15 protein-coding genes are annotated in these 18,949 nt (G+C 71.0%); 1 reads left to right on the top strand and 14 read right to left on the bottom strand.

From position 1 onward, the window contains the following. Positions 1-3: 3 nt before the first annotated feature. The 6 genes from ACS5PM_RS19160 to ACS5PM_RS19135 form a co-directional block, all read right to left on the bottom strand. A complete protein-coding gene (locus ACS5PM_RS19160) occupies positions 4-1,851 on the bottom strand; it encodes a putative bifunctional diguanylate cyclase/phosphodiesterase (protein ID WP_439389273.1) in 1,848 nt (615 codons plus the stop codon). 100 nt (positions 1,852-1,951) lie between these two features. Then, a complete protein-coding gene (locus ACS5PM_RS19155; protein ID WP_439389272.1) occupies positions 1,952-5,080 on the bottom strand; it encodes a CHASE domain-containing protein in 3,129 nt (1,042 codons plus the stop codon). A gap of 71 nt (positions 5,081-5,151) precedes the next feature. Next, a complete protein-coding gene (locus ACS5PM_RS19150) occupies positions 5,152-5,823 on the bottom strand; it encodes an NAD(P)H-dependent oxidoreductase (protein WP_439389271.1) in 672 nt (223 codons plus the stop codon). A 45-nt stretch (positions 5,824-5,868) separates the two neighbouring features. Continuing rightward, a complete protein-coding gene (gene thrH, locus ACS5PM_RS19145) occupies positions 5,869-6,483 on the bottom strand; it encodes a bifunctional phosphoserine phosphatase/homoserine phosphotransferase ThrH (RefSeq protein WP_439389270.1) in 615 nt (204 codons plus the stop codon). A 48-nt stretch (positions 6,484-6,531) separates the two neighbouring features. After that, positions 6,532-8,781, bottom strand: coding sequence for a molybdopterin-dependent oxidoreductase (locus ACS5PM_RS19140; protein WP_439389269.1), 2,250 nt, complete (start codon positions 8,779-8,781; stop codon positions 6,532-6,534). A gap of 72 nt (positions 8,782-8,853) precedes the next feature. Then, positions 8,854-9,690 carry a helix-turn-helix domain-containing protein gene (locus tag ACS5PM_RS19135; RefSeq protein WP_439389268.1) on the bottom strand — a complete coding sequence of 279 codons (837 nt, stop codon included), beginning with the start codon at positions 9,688-9,690 and terminating at the stop codon, positions 8,854-8,856. A gap of 33 nt (positions 9,691-9,723) precedes the next feature. On the opposite strand from ACS5PM_RS19135, the gene ACS5PM_RS19130 reads away from it, so the two are divergent. Beyond that, positions 9,724-10,224 (top strand): hypothetical protein, encoded by a 501-nt coding sequence (locus ACS5PM_RS19130; protein WP_439389266.1) that lies wholly within the window; start codon positions 9,724-9,726, stop codon positions 10,222-10,224. A 2-nt stretch (positions 10,225-10,226) separates the two neighbouring features. Here ACS5PM_RS19130 and ACS5PM_RS19125 read toward each other — a convergent pair whose 3' ends face one another. The 8 genes from ACS5PM_RS19125 to ACS5PM_RS19090 are packed head-to-tail and all read right to left on the bottom strand — an operon-like array spanning position 10,227 to position 18,882. Next, positions 10,227-10,715: a thioesterase family protein gene (locus ACS5PM_RS19125; RefSeq protein ID WP_439389265.1), complete on the bottom strand. Its 489-nt coding sequence runs from the start codon at positions 10,713-10,715 to the stop codon at positions 10,227-10,229. Further along, positions 10,715-11,554, bottom strand: coding sequence for an SDR family oxidoreductase (locus tag ACS5PM_RS19120; protein ID WP_439389264.1), 840 nt, complete (start codon positions 11,552-11,554; stop codon positions 10,715-10,717). The genes ACS5PM_RS19125 and ACS5PM_RS19120 overlap by 1 nt, the downstream gene beginning before the upstream one ends. Continuing rightward, positions 11,551-12,438 carry a beta-keto acid cleavage family enzyme gene (locus ACS5PM_RS19115; protein ID WP_439389263.1) on the bottom strand — a complete coding sequence of 296 codons (888 nt, stop codon included), beginning with the start codon at positions 12,436-12,438 and terminating at the stop codon, positions 11,551-11,553. The genes ACS5PM_RS19120 and ACS5PM_RS19115 overlap by 4 nt, the downstream gene beginning before the upstream one ends. Beyond that, positions 12,435-14,447, bottom strand: a complete 2,013-nt coding sequence (locus tag ACS5PM_RS19110) for an acetyl/propionyl/methylcrotonyl-CoA carboxylase subunit alpha (protein WP_439389262.1) — start codon at positions 14,445-14,447, stop codon at positions 12,435-12,437. The genes ACS5PM_RS19115 and ACS5PM_RS19110 overlap by 4 nt, the downstream gene beginning before the upstream one ends. After that, positions 14,432-15,235, bottom strand: a complete 804-nt coding sequence (locus ACS5PM_RS19105; protein WP_439389261.1) for an enoyl-CoA hydratase/isomerase family protein — start codon at positions 15,233-15,235, stop codon at positions 14,432-14,434. Before ACS5PM_RS19105 ends, ACS5PM_RS19110 begins: the two co-directional genes overlap by 16 nt. Further along, complete coding sequence (locus ACS5PM_RS19100) at positions 15,235-16,392, bottom strand: acyl-CoA dehydrogenase family protein (protein ID WP_439389260.1); 1,158 nt, start codon at positions 16,390-16,392, stop codon at positions 15,235-15,237. The genes ACS5PM_RS19105 and ACS5PM_RS19100 overlap by 1 nt, the downstream gene beginning before the upstream one ends. A 16-nt stretch (positions 16,393-16,408) precedes the next feature. Continuing rightward, a complete protein-coding gene (locus tag ACS5PM_RS19095; RefSeq protein WP_439389259.1) occupies positions 16,409-18,022 on the bottom strand; it encodes an acyl-CoA carboxylase subunit beta in 1,614 nt (537 codons plus the stop codon). After that, positions 18,019-18,882, bottom strand: coding sequence for an SDR family oxidoreductase (locus ACS5PM_RS19090; RefSeq protein WP_439389258.1), 864 nt, complete (start codon positions 18,880-18,882; stop codon positions 18,019-18,021). Before ACS5PM_RS19090 ends, ACS5PM_RS19095 begins: the two co-directional genes overlap by 4 nt. Positions 18,883-18,949 lie beyond the last annotated feature (67 nt).

Below are 18,949 nucleotides of genomic sequence, written 5' to 3'. Positions count from 1 at the left end.
TTGCTAGACCGGCTGCTGGGCGACGGCCCCGACGCCCACCCAGCGGCGCAGCAGGTCGGCGGTGAGCGGCTCGGGCTGGTGGAAGGCGAAGCCCTGGGCCCAGTCGATGCCCAGCTCGCGCAGCTGGCCGGCCACGCGCTCGTTCTCGACGCACTCGGCCACCACGGGCTTGCCGAGCAGCCGGCCCATCTCCGCCATCGAGCGCACCATCCCGCTGTGGACGTCGTCGGTGTCCATGTCGCGCACGAACATGCCGTCGATCTTGATCGAGTCGAAGGGCAGGCGGCGCAGGTAGGTGAAGGACGCGAAGCCGCTGCCGAAGTCGTCCAGCGAGAAGCGGCAGCCCAGGTCGTGCAACTGCTGCATGAAGCCCGTCGCGCTCTGCAGGTTGGTGATGGCCTGGGTCTCGGTGATCTCGAAGCACAGCAGCCGGCCGGGGACCTGGTGCCGGGCCAGCAGCCCGGCCACGTAGCCGGCGAGCGTGCCGTCTCGAACCGAGATGGCTGACAGGTTGATGGCGACCTGCCCTATGCCGGGGTGGAGCTCGGGCACTTCGGCCAGCAGCTGGATCACCTGGTCGATCATCCAGCGGTCGATGTCGGTGATGAGGTGGAAGCGTTCCGCCGGTGCGATGAACTGGGTCGGCATCAGGAGCTTGCCGCGCACGGCATCCCACAGCCGGGCGAGCGTCTCCACGTGCAGCAGCGGAACGGGGCCTTGGCTGGCGGCGGCCAGCGGCTCCAGGCGCTGGGCGTACAGGCGCAGGCGCTGCTGCTTGAGCGCATCGAACAGCACCAGGGCCCAGTTGATCGACTCCCTGTGCGGCTCCGCAGCGCTTCGCTTCGGGTCGTGGATGACGATGGCGCCCCGGCCTTCGCGCTTGGCGCGGTAGGCCGCTTCGTCGGCCATGAGCATGAGCTGGTCGAAGCTGACGATGTCGCGCTGGATGCGCACGACGGCGATCGTGGCGGCCAGCTTGAAGGCCCGCTCCTCCCACTGGAACTCGAACTCCGAGATGTGCTGGTGGATCTGGCGTGCCAGGGCCGCGCCGCCGTCCTCGGACGGGTCTTCGCTCACCACGGCGAACTTGTCCCCGCCGGTACGGGCGAAGAAATCGGTGCGGGACAAGGCACCGGCCACCAGCTCGGCGAACTGGCGCAGCAGCTCGTCGCCGGCGATGCAGCCGCAGGTCTCGTTGACGAGGCGGAACTGGTCGATGTCGATCAGCAGGAAGACGGCGGAGCCGGCCTGCCGCTGGATGCGCGCAAGCAGCTCGCTGACGTGGGCGTCGAGCGCGCCGCGGTTGTGCTGGCGCGTGACGAAGTCATGGGTGGCCAGGTAGTTCAGCCTGTCCTGCATGTAGCGCCGCTCGTTGATCTCGACGCGCAGCTGGCGGTTGGCGAGCGTCAGCTCGGCGGTGCGCTCGCGCACCCGCTCCTCCAGGCTGCGGTTGGCGTCGCGCAGGTCGCGCAGCAGCACCTGGCGTTCCACTTGATGCCGCACACGGGCGAGCACCTCGTCGGCATTGATCGGCTTGGTGATGTAGTCGGCGCCACCGACCGCGAAGCCGGTGGAGATGTCGTCGGCGCGCGCGGTGACGAAGATGACAGGGACCTCGGCCAGGGACATGTCGGCCTTGAGCCGCCGGCAGACTTCGAAGCCGTCCATGCCCGGCATCATCACGTCCAGCAGGATCAGGTCGGGTCGCCGGCGCCCGGCCAGCTCCAGGGCGCGCGGGCCGCTCGTGGCCACCATCAGCTCGCACCCCAGGCCCTCGAGCACCGCGCTGAGCACGTCGATGTTCTCCGGCGTGTCGTCGACGATCAGGACGGTCAGCTTGATTCCGGTCACTTGGGGCGGTAGGCGATGCCGGGGACGGACCAGTGTATGCCACGGGTTTTGCTGCGACGACGGCGTTTTCACCCGTTGGCCCGGCGCCGGCGCCCGGATGTCACGCTGGCGTGCGCGAGGCTTGCGTCATGAAGGCGTGCACGGACTTCTCCAGGCTCTGGAAGTCGTAGCGGCGCACGGCGTCTTCCCAGGCGCGTCGGCGCCCCGGGTCGACGACGTGCTCGCCCAGGGCGGCCAACGCCCGCTTCACGCCGCCCGGCTCGCCTTCGGCTGCGGCAGCCTGCAGCGCGCGCAGATGCGGCCAGGCCTCGTCTTCCGGTGGCAGGGCGGCGGGCAGCTCGGCGGCGTCGGCTTGCACTTCATGAGACGGCACCGGCTCCTCGCGCAGCCGGACGCCGGCGTGCTCGACCAGCATCCGGTAGATGTTGCGGAAGGGATAGGGCTTGGCCACGAAATCCTGGAAGCCGGCGTCCAGGTAGAAGCGTCGCTCGTGCTCCAGGCTGGACGCGGTGACGGCGATCGCCGGCAAGTGGGCCGTGGCCGGTTCGGCACGCAGGGCGCGGATCAGGTCGACACCGGACAGGCGAGGCATGCGGATGTCGCTGAACACGATGTCGAAGGACTGTCGGCGGCAGGCCTCGAGCCCGGCCTGCCCGTCTTCTGCCTGCCGCACCTCGCAGCCCGCGTCGGTCAGCAGCCGTACGAGCAGCTCTCGGCTGTCGGCGTCGTCCTCCACCACCAGGGCGCGGCAGCGGGTGCCCGGCATCAGGTGGGCCGCGCGGCTTTCGGCGAACGGCACGCCCGGATCGGCTTCGACCGCCGGCAGCGGCAGCATCACGCGCGCCAGGGTGCCGGCGCCCGGCGCGCTCGTCAGCGCGAGCTCGCCGCCCATGGCGCGGGTCATCTCCCGCGAGAGCGAAAGCCCCAGGCCGGTGCCGCCCTTGGCGCGGCCGGCCTCGCCCTGGCCGAAGGGCTCGAACAGGCGCTCCAGCTCCGCGGCCTGCATCCCCGGGCCCGTGTCCTCGACTTCCATCCACACGGCGGGCCCATCGCGCCAGGCCCGAAGGCGGATGACCCCGGCCTCGGTGAACTTCAGGGCATTGCCGAGCAGGTTGATGAGCACCTGGCCGATCTTGGTCCGGTCACCGCGCACCATGGCCGGCGCCGGCAGGCCGCTCAGGTCGACCTGCCATTGCAAGCCCTTGGCGGCGACGCGGCCGGCGAAGAGGTGGCCTACGTCCACCAGCTCACGCTGCAGGTCGAAGGTCTGGGCCGTGAGGTCGAGCCGGCCCGATTCGATCTTGGCGAGGTCGAGCACGTCGTTGATCAGGTTGAGCAGGCGGTTGCCGGCCGAGAAGATGACCTGAAGGCGGTCGTGGGCGGCGGCGTGCAGGGCTCGGTCGGCCAGCAGGATCTGGGTGAAGCCCAGCACCGCATTGAGCGGCGTCCGGATCTCATGGCTCATGTTGGAGAGGAAGGTCGACTTGGACCGGTTCGCCTGCTCGGCGCGCTGGCGTGCCTCGCGCAGTTCGCCTTCGGTGCGCTCGCGTTCGGCGACCTCGGCGCGCAGGCTCTCGTTCGAGTGGGCGAGCTCGGCGGTGCGGGCGGCGACCTGGGATTCGAGCGCCAGCTGCTGGTTCATCACGAGCAGGTCGTGCCGGCGGCGAGCGCCCATGAAGGCCGTGAGCAGGGCGGTGAAGACCAGCCCGGCAGCGAGCACCGCCAGCGGCAGCCAGCCCGGCGCCGGCGTGAACCGGGCCCAGGCCGGTTGCATCAGCAGCGTCCAATGGCGGTCGGCGATGCGCAGCGTCACCTCGTGATGGACACCGGCCTGCAGCCGCGGCTGCGACTGCTCCCGCTGCGCCGGGTCCCGCACGACGAGCCCTTCGTCCACCGGCCACTCCAGCGCGTGGGCCGTGGGCGCCTCGGGGTCGTGCAGGAGCAGGTGGTGGCCATGGAAGTCCATCTGCTGCGCGGCGGCGCGCAACAACTGGCCGATGTCTATCGTCGCCGCCACCATGCCGCGAACGTGGGCCGCGTCGCTGCCGGCCGGGCTGTTCGGGCCGGTGTCGTAGACCGGCGCGTACAGCTCGGTCACCAGGTCGGTGGAAGCCGACTTCGCCACCGAATAGATCGGCGGCGAGGCCGCCGGCCGGCCCGTCGTGCGGGCCTGGTCGATCGCCTGTCCGCGCGGCGGATCGGCCAGGTGGTCTATGCCGACCAGCGCGTCGTGGCCTGCCTCCGGATCGGTCCACAGCACCGGAAAGTACTCCGGTCGCTGGCCGGCCGCGACGACGGTGTCGCGCCCGCTCACCTCGCGCAGCGTCAGGTCGCCTTGCCGGTGCTCGAAAGCCTGGCGCTGGCCGGCAGCCACCCGCGGCAGGTAGGCGAAATCCTGCTGCCACGGGCTGCGCTGCAGCATCGGGGTGGACACCGCGCGGAACTCCGCCGGGGTCAGCTCGATGCGATAGAACATCCGCTGCAGGATCTCCAGGTCGCGCTCGGCCATGTCGATGTGGTTCTGCAGGGCCATGCCCAGGCGGGTGCCCTCGGCGCGGAAGCGTTCGGTGTGCACCTCGCGTTCCATCACGCTGCTGGCCAGGGTGGAGAACAGCGTCAGGCCCAGGCCCAGGCAGATGATCGGAAAGGCCTGCACGACGACCCGCTGGGCGCGGAAGGCCGGATGCAGCAGCAGCAGCGCCACCGGGGCGATGACCAGCATGCCGGTGGCGTCGCCGACCCACCAGGCGATCCAGCCGAAGAAGGCGTCGCGCCACGCCAGCACGCCGAAGGCGTACAGCGTCGCCTGGCCCACGGTGGCGGCGATGACGCAGCTGCCGCAGACCACCAGTGCGAAATACACCGTCTGCCGCACCGGCGCGGCCTCCACGCGCCGTGGCACCTTGCGCGTCAGGTGGGCCGCCAGGGCCGCCTGCACGATGGAGCCGCTGGCGAGCACCATGGAGCCGAGCAGGGCCGCCAGGCCCCAATGCAGGTGCGGGCCGAAGAAATCGAGGTAGTGGGTGGCCAGCGCGCCCAGGGCCAGGCCGGGCAGGGCCCGCGCGCCCAGCAGCATGAAGCCGGCCAGCGCAATGCCCGAGGGCGGCCAGATCGTGGTGATGTGCAGCGGCCCGATGCCGAGCGACATGCCTGCAAGCGCCGTCAGGTAGTAGGCGAGCGCCAGCCCGGCGTTCAGCGCGAGCAGGCGGGCACCGGAGGGCAGCGGCATGGGGAAGCGGTCGAACGTCCGGTCAGTGCGGCCGGTCGATCATAGTGGCCCGGCCCCTTCGCCGGTGACCCTCAGTCCGCCTGCTCGCCCAGGCGCCTGAGGCGGGCCAGCCAGGCCTTGGCCGCCGCCGGCTTCATCGACCCGACGCCGCCGATCAGCGTGTGCTCAATGGGCGCCACGCCCACGAAGCCGAGGATGTTGCGCTCCAGGGACTTGACGCTGTGGGCCCGGAAGTACCAGCGGTAGATCAGGGCGGGCATCCCCATGGTCACGACGATGCGCGCCGACCGGCCAGTCAGGCCCTTGTGCATGAAGGGGTTGCCTCCGTCGGTGGCCTGTCGGCCCCCCGGGTCGCCGCCCTGCGGCAACCCGCCCCCCGTGGGGGGCAACGAACCTAGGGGCGGCCCGTCGGTTCGTTGGAACGCGAAGCCCGGCCGGGCCACCTGTTCCAGGAAGCCTTTCAGCAGGGCCGGCATGTCGCCGAGCCAGAGCGGGAAGAGCAGCAGCAGGTGCTGCGCCCAGGCGATGTCGGACTGGGCCTGTGCCAGTGACGGTGGCAGCTCGCCATGCTCCCAGTCTTGGTGGCTGCGCAGCAGCGGGAAGTCGAGATGGGCGACGTGGACCGTGCGCAGGCTGTGGCCCTGGGCGGCCGCGCCTTCGGCGTAGGCATCGGCCAGGGCGTGGCCGAAGTGGTGGTCGGTGGGGTCGGGATGCCCCTGCAGGATGAGGATGCGGCGCGGCATGGGCCGCATCCTCGCCGTGCCGCCCGGGGGGCGGCTTGACCTGCGTCAGGCGGCGAGCCGGGCGGCGGCCGCGTCGATGGAGCGGCGCAGGTCCTCGTAGCCGTGGTGGGCCGGGAACTGCGGGAACTCGCGGGCGATGGACTCGGGCGGATGGATGAGGAAGCCCGCGTCCGCCGCACCCAGCATGCCGGTGTCGTTGTACGAATCGCCGGCGGCGAAGACCTGGAAGTTCAGGCTCTTCAGGGCGTTCACCGCGTGGCGCTTCTGGTCGGGCTGGCGCAGCCGGTAGCCGCGCACGAAGCCTTCGGCATCCACCTCCAGCCGGTGGCAGAACAGCGTGGGGCGGCCGAGCTGGCGCATCAGCGGATCCGCGAACTCGTAGAAGGTGTCCGACAGGATGATGACCTGGTAGCGCTCGCGCAGCGCGGCCAGGAAGTCGGCGGCCCCGGGCAGCGGGGCCATGCCGGCGATCACGCCCTGGATGTCGGCCAGCTTCAGGTCGTGCTGCTCGAGCAGGCCGATGCGAAAGCGCATCAGCTTGTCGTAGTCGGGCTCGTCGCGGGTGGTGCGGGAGAACTCGGCGATGCCGGTTCGCTTGGAAAACTCGATCCAGATCTCGGGGACGAGCACGCCTTCGAGGTCGAGGCAGACGACTTGCATGGGACTGTGGGCTCCGGGGTTGTCGGAGCCGATCGTACCTTCCGCGGCTCAGGCCGGGCTGACGGCCACGGGCACGCCGGACAGCACCGCGTTGCCCGAAAGCGGATCGCGCAGGCGCTCGTCGAGCACGGCATTGAGGTTGGCGCCGGGGCGCTCGGCAGCTACCCGCAGCTTCGCGCCCGGCTTGTCGTGGCCCCAGCCGTGGGGCAGGCTGATCACGCCGGGCATCACGTCGGTGGTGATGACCACCGGCGCGGTGACGCTGCGCTCGGCCTCGCCGGCTGCCGCGCCGGCACTGATGCGTGCCATGGCGCCATCGGCCAGGCCCAGTCGTGCGGCATCGGTCGGATGCATGAGGGCGGTGCAGCGCTCGGGGCCCTTGGCCAGCGTGTGCAGGTTGTGCATCCAGCTGTTGTTGGTCCGCACGTCGCGCCGGCCGATGATGACCAGCTCGGGCGCCGGTTCATGCAGCTCGGCACGCGCGCGCTCGAGGTCGGCCACGCAGGCCGGCGGCGCCAGCTCGATGCGGCCGCTGGGCGTGCGCAGCAGCTCGGGGATGCGGGGCTCGAGCGCGCCGAGGTCGATGCCCGCCGGCGCCGCCTTCACCTTGTCGAGGTTGAGTCCTTCGGGCTTCAGGCCGAAGCGGTCGCCGTAAGGCCCGCTGCGCAGCGCCAGGTCGAGCAGGCGATCCGGGCCGCGGCGACAGCTGGCCGCGAGCGCAGCCAGGACGGCGGGGGCGTGGGCGCCCGCCTGCTTGTTCACCTCCTGCGTGACGAGCTCGTCATCGAGCGCCAGCACGTCGGCCCTGGCGCCCGCGCCCCGCACGATGGCCATCAACCGCAGCAGGTTCTCCCACTCCGGCCGCTGGCCTGGCGACAGCGGGAACACCGGCGGGCTGTAGCGCGCATGGTTGCGATGCGAGAACTGCGGGAAGGTGACGTCGTAATGCTCGTCCTCCAGCGGCGAGACGCCGGGCAGGATGACGTCCGCGTGGCGCGTGGTCTCGTTGAGGTAGATGTCCAGGCTGACCATGAACTCCAGCGAATCCAGCGCGCGCGCCAGCCGCGGGCCGCCGGGCGAAGAGAGCACGGGGTTGCTGGCCACGGTGATCAGGGCCTTGACCTGGCCCGGGCCGGGGGTCTCCATCTCCTCGGCCATCAGCGTCATCGGCAGCTCGCCCAGCACCTCGGGCGCGCCGCTCACCCGGCTCGCGTGGCGGCCGGTCGTCAGGCCGCGGCCCACGCCGGGCTGGCCGTGCGTGTTGGGCGCGAAGGCGGCGGCCTTGGGGAACATCGCCCCGCCGGGGGCGTCAAGGTGGCCGGTGACGACGTTGAGGACGTCCACCAGCCAGGAGGCCAGGGTGCCGAAGCTCTGGGTGCAGGTGCCGATGCGGCCGTAGACGCAAGCCCGCTCGGTGGTGGCGAGCTGGCGGGCCAGGGCGCGCGTGGTCTCGGCGGGGATGCCACAGCGCGCGGCGACGGCTTCCGGCGTGAAGGGCGCGATGGCCTCGCGCACCGCCTCGATGCCGTTCGTCCATTCCGCCAGCCGGCCCGGGCGCGCGAGGCCCTCGTCGAACACGGTGTTCACCAGCGCGGCGAGGAAGAACACGTCGGCCCCGGGCCGGATGAAGTGGTGCGCATCGGCGATGGCAGCGGTCTCGGTACGACGCGGGTCCACCACCACGAGCTGCCCGCCGCGCGCACGCAAGGCCTTGGCCCGGCCGCGGAAGTCGGTCACCGTCCACAGGCTGCCGTTGCTGGCCATGGGATTGGCGCCGAGGATCAGCAGGAAGTCGCAGCGATCGATGTCCGGCACGGCCACCGACATGCTGGTGCCGAACATCCAGCCCGAGGCGAGCTGCTTGGGCATCTGGTCCAGCGTCGAGGCCGAGAAGATGTTCCTGGAGCCCAGCGCCCGCGCGAGGCGCTGGAAGTACAGCAGCAAGGACTGCTTGTGCGCCGCCGGGTTGCCGACGCTGAGCGCGACCGCGTCCCGCCCTTCCCGCTCGAGGATGGGCACCAGGCGCCGTTCGATCTCGTCGAAGGCCTCCTCCCAGCTGGCCGGCTGCAGCTCGCCGTCGCGGCGAACGAGCGGCTGCCGCAGGCGGTCGGGGTCTTCGTGCAGGTCCTTCAGCGCGAAGCCCTTGGGGCAGATGTAGCCATGCGAGAACACGTCGTCGGCCTTGCCGCGGATGGCGATGACCTGGCCATCCGCCACCTGCACGTCCAGGCCGCAGCAGGCCTCGCACAGCGGGCAGATGCGGTAGCGGGTTTCGGTGGCAGGCGTGGTGCTGCTCATGGGCGGCTCCTGGGAGTGGGCTGGGGATGCAGTGAGGCGGATCTTTATCGCAGGAGGCCGAACGGGCGTCCGTCACGTCGGCGACTCGGCGGCGAGGGCAGCGAGGGCCTGGGTGGTGAAGCTGTCGGCGGGAAAGAAGGCCTCGATCGCGAGCTCGGACAGCGTGACCTCGACGGGCGTTCCGAAGACGGTGATCGTGCTGATGAAGCTGAGGGTGCCCGCGGGCGAGTGCAATTGCAAGGGCACGGCCAGATCGACGAGGCCGCGCGGCGGGTGGGCCTCGGTCCCGCGCACGCCGGGTGGCAGGGGCAGGGCGCGCAGCTCCTCTGCCAGCTGCGCCAGCACCGGGTCCCCGCTGGCGTGGATCTGGTGGTCGAGTCGCTCGAACAGGTGGTCGCGCCAGGCCGCGAAGTTGGCGATGCGCGGCGCCAGGCCGCGAGGGTGCAGCGAGGCGCGCAGCACGTTGACCGGGGGCGCCAGCAGGTCCTCGGGCAGCCCGGCCATCAAGGCGGACGCGGCGCGGTTGTGGGCCACGAGGTTCCAGTGCCTGTCGACGGCCAGCGCCGGATACGGCTCATGCGCCTGCAGCACGCGCTGCACGGCGGCGTAGGCCGGCTGCATGGCCGGGTCGGCCAGCGGCCGCTCGCGGTACATCGGCGCGTAGCCCGCGGCGGTGAGCATGCGGTTGCGATCGCGCAGCGGCACCTGCAGCCGCTCGGACAGCCGCAGCAACATCTCGCGGCTGGGCAGGGCGCGGCCGGTCTCCAGGCAGCTCAGGTGCCGGGTCGACACGCCGGCCTCCTGCGCCAGCTCGAGCTGGCTCCAGCGGCGGTGCTGGCGCCAGTGGCGCAGCAACTCGCCGACGGGGGCGAGAGGGTTCAGCGCTGAGGGCAGGGTGGCGGTGTCCATGGGCCGACGATAGCGCCGAGACGCTGGAGCTCCATGACCTCGGGGGTCATCGACCCGATGCGGCGCCAGGGCGACGATTCGGCCATCGTCAACCTGAACAGGAGAACCGTGATGTCGCACCGGACCATGACGCCCTTCTTGCGCAACGTTTTGCGAGCCGATGCCTTGCTCAGCGGCCTGACGGCCCTGGCGCTGATGGCCGATGCCGAGCCGCTCGCCGCCTGGACCGGCTTGCCGGCCGGTGCCCTGCGCGGCATCGGCTTCGCCCTCGTGCCTTGGGCGGCGCTCCTCGCATGGCTGGCCTCGCGCGGCGTCTTCCCGGCGGCGGCCATAAGCACCGTGGTCGCCTTGAACTTCGTCTGGGCGCTGGACTGCGCGCTCGCGGCCTTCGGTGTCATCGGTTCGCCGACGGGCGTGGGCTTCGCGGTGCTGGCGGTCCAGGCCGTCGGGACGGTGGTGATCGCCGAACTCGAATGGGTGGGGCTGCGGCGCACGGCGCGGGCCGCGGCGTCCCGGCACGCGTTGGCCACGTGACCTCAGCTGATGATGTAGGCCGCCGCCGCCGTGGCGATCAGCGTGCCCTCGTCATTGGCCAGCTTCATCTGCGTCGCCGCCACTCGGCCGCCCAGGCGGGTCACTTCGGCCGAGGCGATGAAGTGCTTGCCCAGGCCCTGCCGGAGGTAGTCCACGCGCAGGTCGATGGTGCCCACGCGGCTGAAGCGGTGGCCGACCTGCTCCAGCGTCTCGTCGGCATGCTTCTCGGCCAGGGCCACCATGATCGCGAAGCCGCCCATGGCATCGAGCGTGGCCGAGATCACGCCCCCGTGCAGGCGGCCGGAGGCGTAGTGGCCCACCAGTGCATCACGCATCTCGAAGCGCAATGTCGGCTCCGGCGGCTTCACGTTGAGCACTTTCAGGCCGAGGGTCTCGTTGAAGCGGATGCGGTGCTCGAAGATCTCGACCAGCGCGGCCTCGAGCCGCTTCTGCTCGGCCGCGCTGCGGCGGTGTGCGGGGGCGGCCGTCATCAATCGAGGAAGAAGTCGGGCAGGAAGTTCTTCGTCCCGGGCACGACGCTGTAACGATCCAGGTCCGTCACGCCGTGGGCCGCCAGCACCTGGTCGTCGATATAGAAGTTGCCCGAAGGCGCGGGCGCCGGGTCGGTGAGGATGAACCAGGCCGCGTCGGACAGGATCTCGGGCTGGCGGCACATCTTCGGGTCCACCCCGGGGATCATCTGCAGGGCCGCGGTGGCGATGGCGGTGCGGGGCCAGAGGCTGTTGACCGCGATGCCGATGCGCTTGAACTCCTCGGCGTGGCCGAGGGTGCACATGCTCATGCCGTACTTCGCCATGGTGTAGGCCACATGGTTGGCGAACCAGTGCGGCTTCATGCTCAAGGGCGGCGACATCGTCAGCACCTGCGGCGAGCGGCCGGCCTTGGCGCTCTCGGTCAAGGCCGCCAGGCAGGCCTGGGTGCAGCAGAAGGTGCCGCGGGCATTCACGCCGTGCATCAGGTCGAAGCGCTTCATTGGCGTGGCGGCCGTCGGCGTGAGGTTGATGGCGCTGGCGTTGTTGACCAGTATGTCGATGCCGCCGAAGGTCTCCAGCGTCTGCTTGACGGCCGAGGCGACCTGGTCTTCGTCGCGGATGTCGGTCTGCAGGATGAGGGCCTGGCCGCCGGCGTCGCGCACCGCCTCGGCCGCGCTGTGCAGCGTGCCCGGCAGCTTGGGGTTCGGGTCGATGGTCTTGGCGACCAGCGCGATGTTCGCGCCGTCGGCCGCAGCGCGGGTCGCGATGGCCAGGCCGATGCCGCGCGAGGCACCGGTGATGAACAGGGTCTTGCCTTTGAGGCTGCGTTCCGTCATGGCGTATCTCCTCGGTGGGGTCGGATGCCCAACATCGTACGAGCCTCGTCAGGGGAGGCAATGGTTCGGCCTGCGCGCTCGGCGCAGGCTGCGAGCTGTTCGATCAACGCTCCGTTGCCCGAGGCGCGCTGGCCATCGGGCAGGTAGAACGTGTCCTCCAGCCCCGTGCGCAGCATGCCGCCGAGCTCGGCGGTGCGCTGGTGCACGGGCCAGATCTCGGCGCGGCCGATGAGCGTCGTCTGCCAAATCGCGCCCGGTGGCAGCCAGCGGGGCAGCAGCTCCAGCAGGTCCGCATCGCAAGGCATGCCCGAAGCCACGCCCATCACGAGATTGCACTCCGGCACGTGGCCCGGCGCGAGCATCCCCGCCTTCACGTACATCGCCACCGATCGCACGATGCCGACGTCGAAGCATTCGAACTCCGGGTGCGTGCCGCATTCGGCCATCACGTCGAGGAACTGCTGCACCTTGGCCACCGGGTTGTCGAACACCATGGGCGGCCAGGCCCACTGGCCGTTGTCCTTGAGCTTGAGGTAGTTGAGGCTGCCGGCGTTGCAGGCGGCGATCTCCGGCCTGACGCGGCGGATGCAGGCGGCGGGGCCGGAGATGTCGGGGCCTATGACGCCAGTGGTGAGGTTGATGAGGACGCCGGGGCAAGCTTGCCGGATGGCAGCGATCACGCGCTCGGCGACGTCCGGATCCCAGCTGGGCAGGTGCCCGCGGCCGGGCTCCTGGGCCCTCAGGTGCACATGCATGATGCTGGCGCCGGCGTTGAAGGCGTCGCGGGCCTGCGTGGCCATCTGCTCGGGCGTCACGGGCACCGGGTGCTGCGCCGGATCGGTCAGCACGCCCGTCAGGGCGCAGGTCAGGATCGCCTTGGTCATTCACCGATCTCCAGTTCGACGACCAGCGTGCCCGCGGCGACCGGCTCGCGCTCGCGCGCATGCACCGCGCGCACGATGCCGGCCGCCTGGGCGTTGAGCCACATCTCCATCTTCATCGCCTCCACGCAGACCATCGGCTGGCCGGCCTCGACGCGGTCGCCGGGGCGCACGAGCACCTGTGTCACGATGCCGGTCACAGGCGCCGCGGCTCGGCAAGGGTCCGCCGACGAGCGATGGTTGGGGCGCGCGGAGGGTTCGGCAAAGACGAAGTCCGCCCCCCGTTCGGCCACGTGCCAGCTGCCGTCCGGGCTGCCACGGGCGACGACGGTTCGCGCGATGCCGTCGATCTCCAGGCGCCAGTGCGAGTGAGAGAGCCCAGCCAGGATGCGAACCCGGTGCGTCACGCCATCGGCCGCCAGCTCCACGGCATCGTCGTCGAGACGCACGCGCCAGCGGCGGGTCTGGCCGCCGCACTGCAAGTCGAATGACTGAGTCGCCAGGGCAGCCGGGCGCAGGCCGCTCGTGGCGCCGGGCTTCAGCGAACCGCGCGCCGCCAGGGCCGCGGCCGACAGCCAGGTGCACTCGTCCGGCAAGGGGCGCTGAAGGATGTCGGCACCCTCGCGCGCCCAGTCGTCGATCCGCGTCGTCGAGAGCCGCGCAGCGGTGAAATCTTCGTGTTGCAGCAGATCCCCCAGGAAGCGGGCATTGGTCTGCAGGCCGAGCAGCGGGCTGACGTCCAGCGCCGCGACCAGCCGCCGGATGGCATCGGCGCGATCGCGCCCATGGACGATGAGCTTGGCCAGCAGGGCGTCGTACCACGGTGATACCGCGCTGCCTTCGACGATGCCATCGTCGATGCGAACCGAAGACCGCCCGTGTTCGACGGCGTGGGCGGGCTGCCAGTGCAGGATCGTCCCGGTCTGCGGCCTGAAGGCCTCGTACGGATCCTCGGCATACAGCCGCGCCTCGATCGCATGCCCCTCGAAACGGACATCCTCCTGGCCGCGGGGCAACCAGTTCGACAAGGGCTCGCCCGCGGCCACGCGCAGCTGCCACTCGACGAGATCGACACCGGCGACGAACTCGGTCACCGGGTGCTCGACCTGCAGCCGCGTGTTCATCTCCAGGAAGTAGTGCTTCAGCTCGGCATCGACGATGAACTCGACCGTGCCCGCGCCCACGTAGCCCACGGCACGCGCCGCCGCCACCGCGTCCGCTCCCATCCGCTCGCGCAGGGCGGGCGTCACCACCGGCGAGGGCGATTCCTCGATCACCTTCTGCCGCCGGCGCTGGGCCGTGCAGTCGCGCTCACCCAGGTGGACCACATGGCCGTGGGCGTCGGCGAAGACCTGGATCTCGATGTGGCGGCCGTTCTCGATCAGGCGCTCGAGCATCAGCCGACCGTCGCCGAACGCGCCCTCCGCCTCGCGGCGGGCGCCGGCCAGCGCCGCGGGCAGCTCGCCGGCGGCGTGCACCAGCCGCATGCCTCGCCCACCTCCGCCAGCCACGGCCTTCACCAGCAGGGGATAGCCCAGGCGCGATGCTTCGGCGATGAGCCGCTCGTCGCTTTGCGCCGCCGTGTCGTCGGCCAGGAAGCCCGGCGCGCAGGGCACGCCGGCCTCCAGCATGCGGCGCTTGGCGCCCGCCTTGTCGCCCATGGCGGCGATAGCGCAGGCGGGTGGGCCGATGAAGACCAGGCCCGCCTCGACGCAGGCGGAGGCGAAGTCGGCCCGCTCCGAGAGAAAGCCATAGCCGGGATGAACGGCATCGGCGCCGGTGCGGCGGGCCGCATCGAGCACCGCCGCGATGCTCAGGTAGCTGTCGACCGCCGGCGGGGGGCCTATGCGCACCGCCTCATCGGCCAGCGCGACGTGCGGCGCTGCGGCATCCGCATCGCTGTGGACAGCGACGGTGCGGTAGCCCATCGCGCGGGCCGTGCGGATCACTCGGCAGGCGATCTCGCCGCGGTTGGCGATCAGGATCTTGGCCAGGCTCATGCGGGCGCCCACGCCGGCCTTCTTTTCCGGACGAACGCCGCGGTGCCTTCGATCCCTTCGGGCCCGAGCACCGCGCCGGCAAAGACGTCAGCTGCCGCCGCCACCAGGCTGGCCGCGGGTTGCAGGCGAGCCCTGGCGATCAGCGCCTTGGTCGCGGCCACCGCTTGCGGAGCGCACCGCAAGACCTGGCCGAGGACGCGATGGAGCGCCGCATCGAGGCCGTCCGCGGGATGCACTTCATGCGCCAGTCGCAAGCCCAGTGCCTCGTGCGCATCGAGCTCGCCGCCGGTCACCGCAAGCCTCCGGGTCTCGGCCACGCCCAGTCTCTCGACGAGGAAGGGCGCGATCTGCGCTGGCACCAGGCCGAGCGAGGTCTCGGGCAGGCGAAAGCGCGCGCTTTCGGCCGCCAGCACCACGTCGGCCACGCAGGCCAGGCCGAAGCCGCCGCCCATCACCGTGCCTTCGACCACGGCGATCGTGGCGAGGCCGGTGGCCGCGAAGGCTGTGCACAGCTGGCCGAATCGCGCGTTGGCCTCGGCCATCGCCGCGCGCCCATCCGGCGAGGCGTGGGCCGCCGCCATGTCTTTGATGTCGCCGCCGGCACAGAAGTGGCCGCCGTGGCCGCGCAGCACCACGACGCGCACGTCGCCCTCCGCTTCGGCCGCGGCCAGGGCCGCGCGCAACTCGCCGACCATCGCGAGCGACATGGCGTTGCGCACCTCCGGCCGGTTCAGCGTCAGGTGCAGCACCCGGCCGGCTGCGCCGCCCGGCGCCGGCTCGTATCGGGCGAGGATCGTCATCAGTGCCCGCCCTTCGGCAAAGTGCCTTCGAACTTGCAGATGATGCCCAGCATCACCTCGTCGGCCCCGGCGCCTATGGAGACCAGCCGCATGTCGCGCCAGGCCTGCGAGATCGGGTTGTCGAGCGTGTAGCCCATGCCGCCCCAGAACTGCAGGCAGCTGTCGGCCACCTCGCGGCACAGGCGGCCGCACTTCAGCTTGGCCATCGAGGCCAGGCGCGTCACGTCCTTGCCCGACACGTACTGTTCGACCGCGCTGTAGGTCAGCGCGCGCAGGGCCTCGACCTCGGTGCGCAGCTCGGCCAGGCGGAAGTGCACCACCTGGTTGTCGAGGATGCTCTTGCCGAAGGCCTGGCGCTGGCCGGTGTACTCGATGGTCTGGTCGATCAGGCGGTCCAGCGCGCGCAGGCTGTTGGCCGCGCCCCAGAGCCTTTCCTCCTGGAACTGCAGCATCTGGAAGGTGAAGCCGAAGCCCTCCTGGCCGATGAGGTTGCGGCGGGGCACGCGCACGTCGTCGAAGAACAGCTGCGCCGTGTCCGACGAATCCATGCCGACCTTGCGGATCTTCTGCCGCGTGATGCCGGGCGCATCCATGGGCACGACGATCAGGCTCTTGTTCTTGTGCGGCCCGCCTTCGTCGGAGGTGTTGGCCAGCAGGCAGCACCAGTCGGCCTTCAGGCCGTTGGTGATCCACATCTTGGTGCCGTTGATGACGTAGTCGCCGCCCTCCTTGCGCGCCGTGGTCTTCACCGCCGCGACATCGGAGCCGCCCCCCGGCTCGCTGATGCCGACGCAGCCCACGTAGTCGCCGGCGATGCTGGGCGCCAGGTACTCGCGCCGCAGCTCGTCGGAGCCGAAGCGGGCCAGGGCCGGGGTGCACATGTCGGTCTGCACGCCGATGGCCATGGGCACGCCGCCGCAATTGCATTCGCCCAGGGCCTCGGCCATCACCATCGAGTAGCTGAAGTCCAGGCCCGCGCCGCCGAACTCCTCGGGGTACTTGAGCCCGAGCAGGCCCAGGTCGCCCAGCCGCTTGAACAGGGCATGGCTGGGAAACTCCTCGGCCCTTTCCCATTCGGCCACGTGCGGGTTGATCTCCTCGCGCACGAAGCGCAGCACGGTGTCCTGCAGCGCGCGGTGTTCCTGGGTCAGCTTCAAGGGGGTCTCCTCGTGTCTACAGGCGGGCCGCGCCAAAGGTGTTGGGGCGCAGGTGTCGGCGCTCGGCTTCGGCGGCAAGCGCGAGGCACAGGGCGAGGATGCGGCGCGTGTCGCGCGGGTCGATCACGCCGTCGTCCCACAAGCGCGCAGTGCCGAAGAGCACGCTCGACTCCCGGTCGATGCGCTGCCGCAGCGGTTCGCTGAAGGCGGCCAGCGCGTTCTCGTCCACCTTCTGCCCCTCGCGCGCCATCTTGGCCGCGGTGACGATGCGCATCACCTGGGCCGCCTGTGCTCCACCCATCACCGCGGTGCGGGCGCTGGGCCAGCTGAAGATGAAGCGCGGGTCGAAGCCGCGGCCGCACATGCCGTAGTTGCCGGCGCCGAAGGAGCCGCCGAGCACGACGGTGAACTTCGGCACGCGCGCGTTCGCCACCGCCTGGATCATCTTGCTGCCGTGCTTGATGGCGCCGGCCTGCTCGGCGGCGCGGCCCACCATGTAGCCGGTGGTGTTCTGCAGGAAGACCAGCGGCACGCCAGCCTGGTCGCACAACTGGATGAACTGCGCGGCCTTGGTGGAACCGGTGGGCTGGATGGGGCCGTTGTTGCCGATGAGGCCGATGCGGTGACCGGCCAGGCGCGCATGGCCACAGACCGTGTCGGGCGAGTAGGGCGCCTTGAACTCGAGGAAGTCGGAGCCGTCGACCAGGCGGGCGATCACCTCGCGGACGTCGTAGGGCTCGCGTTCGTCGGCGGGCACGACGCCCATCAGCTCTTGGGTTGAGTACAGCGGCTCGGGGGCCGGCGAGGCGTCAGCATCGACCTCGTCCCAGGGCCATGCGGCCAGCAGCTCGCGGACCGTGGCGATGGCGTCGGCGTCGTTCTCGGCAAGGTATTCACCCAGGCCTGTGACCTCGGCGTGGGTCTGCGCGCCGCCGAGCTCCTCGTCGGTCGCGTCTTCGCCGATGGCGGCCTTCACCAGCGGTGGCCCGGCGAGGTAGATGCTCGATCGGCCGCGCACCAGCACCACGTAGTCGGCCAGGCCGGGCAGGTACGCGCCGCCGGCCGTGGAGGAGCCGTGCACCACGGCGATCTGCGGGATGCCCGCGGCCGACAGCCGCGCCTGGTTCGCGAAGCTGCGCCCGCCCTCGACGAACATCTCGCTCTGGTAGAGCAGGTTGGCGCCGCCGGATTCGACCAGGTAGACCAGCGGCAGCTTGTTCTCGCGGGCGATCTCCTGCGCCCGCAGCGCCTTCTTCAGCCCCATCGGCGGCACCGTGCCGCCCTTGATGGCGGAATCGCTGGCCGACACCAGCACGCGCCGGCCCGCGACCACGCCGATGCCGACGATGGAGCCGCCGCCCATCACCGCTTCCCGGCCGTCGTCGTCGTGCAGGCCCAGGCCCGCGAGCGGTGAAAGCTCCAGGAACGCACTGCCCCGGTCCAGCAGCCGTGCCACCCGCTCGCGCGGCGGCAACTGGCCACGCTGCTCGAACTTCGCGGCCTTGGCATTCGAGGCCTCGGCGACTTTCGCCTGCAGCGCCTGCACCTCCGCCAGCCGCTCGCCCATGCGGGTGGCGTTGGCCCCGAACGCCGCGCTGCGAGGGTCGAGCGTGCTGTGCCAGACGGTCACTTCAGGACCTCGGGCGTGACGGCGCGGTGGAAGCCGTCGTACGGCGGCGAGCCGGCGTGGTCGATGCTGGGGTAGATGGCGCTGCCGAGCGAGGCGCCGCCGTCGATCTGCAGGGTGACGCCGGTGATGAAGGAAGCCCCGGGAGACAGCAGGAAGACGATGGCCGAAGCGACCTCGGCCTCGGTGGCCAGTCGCCGCAGCGGCACGTGGTGCCTGAGCTTCGGGATCATCGCCTTCACGGCGCCGCCGTAGGTGTCCATGCCGCTGGAGGCCACCCAGCCCGGCGCCACCGCGTTGACTCGCACATGGGCGTGGGCCCATTCGTAGGCCGCGGTCTGCGTCAGGTTGGCCATGCCGGCCCGCGCCGCGCCGGAGTGCGCCATGCCGGGCATGCCGTTGCGGAAGTCCGCGGTCATGTTGACGATCGCCCCGCCGTGCTGCTGCATGCTCTGCACGAAGACCTCGCGCATCATCAGGAAGCCGCCGGTCAGGTTGTTGGCCACCACCGCGTCGAAGCCACGCTTGCTGATGCCCATCACTGGCGAAGGGAACTGACCTCCGGCGTTGTTGACCAGGCCCGCGATCGGGCCTTCGGCGGCCGCATCGGCCACCTGGGCCTTGACGGCCTCTTCGTCGCGGATGTCGAACGCGCGCCAGCGGCAGTGGCCGCCGTCCTGGGTGATCTCATCGGCCACGCGCTGGAGCTTGTCCTCCGAGCGGCCGCTGATGAGCACCTCGGCCCCGAGGGCCGCCAGCTCGTGCGCCACGCAGCGCCCTATGCCCGACCCGCCGCCGGTCACCCAGACGCGCCGGCCCTCGAACAGGCCCGGGCGGAACACGCTGTCGTATCGCGCAGCCATGGCGCGCCTTTCTCGGTCTACGCAACGCCGACAAGGGTAACGTTAACGTCACCCGAATCGCTAATAG

This window comes from Ideonella flava, assembly GCF_051857595.1.
In the GTDB taxonomy this organism is placed as follows: domain Bacteria; phylum Pseudomonadota; class Gammaproteobacteria; order Burkholderiales; family Burkholderiaceae_C; genus Ideonella.
Note: the sequence above shows the minus strand (reverse complement) of the source record. Positions and strands in the feature narration are given on the sequence as shown.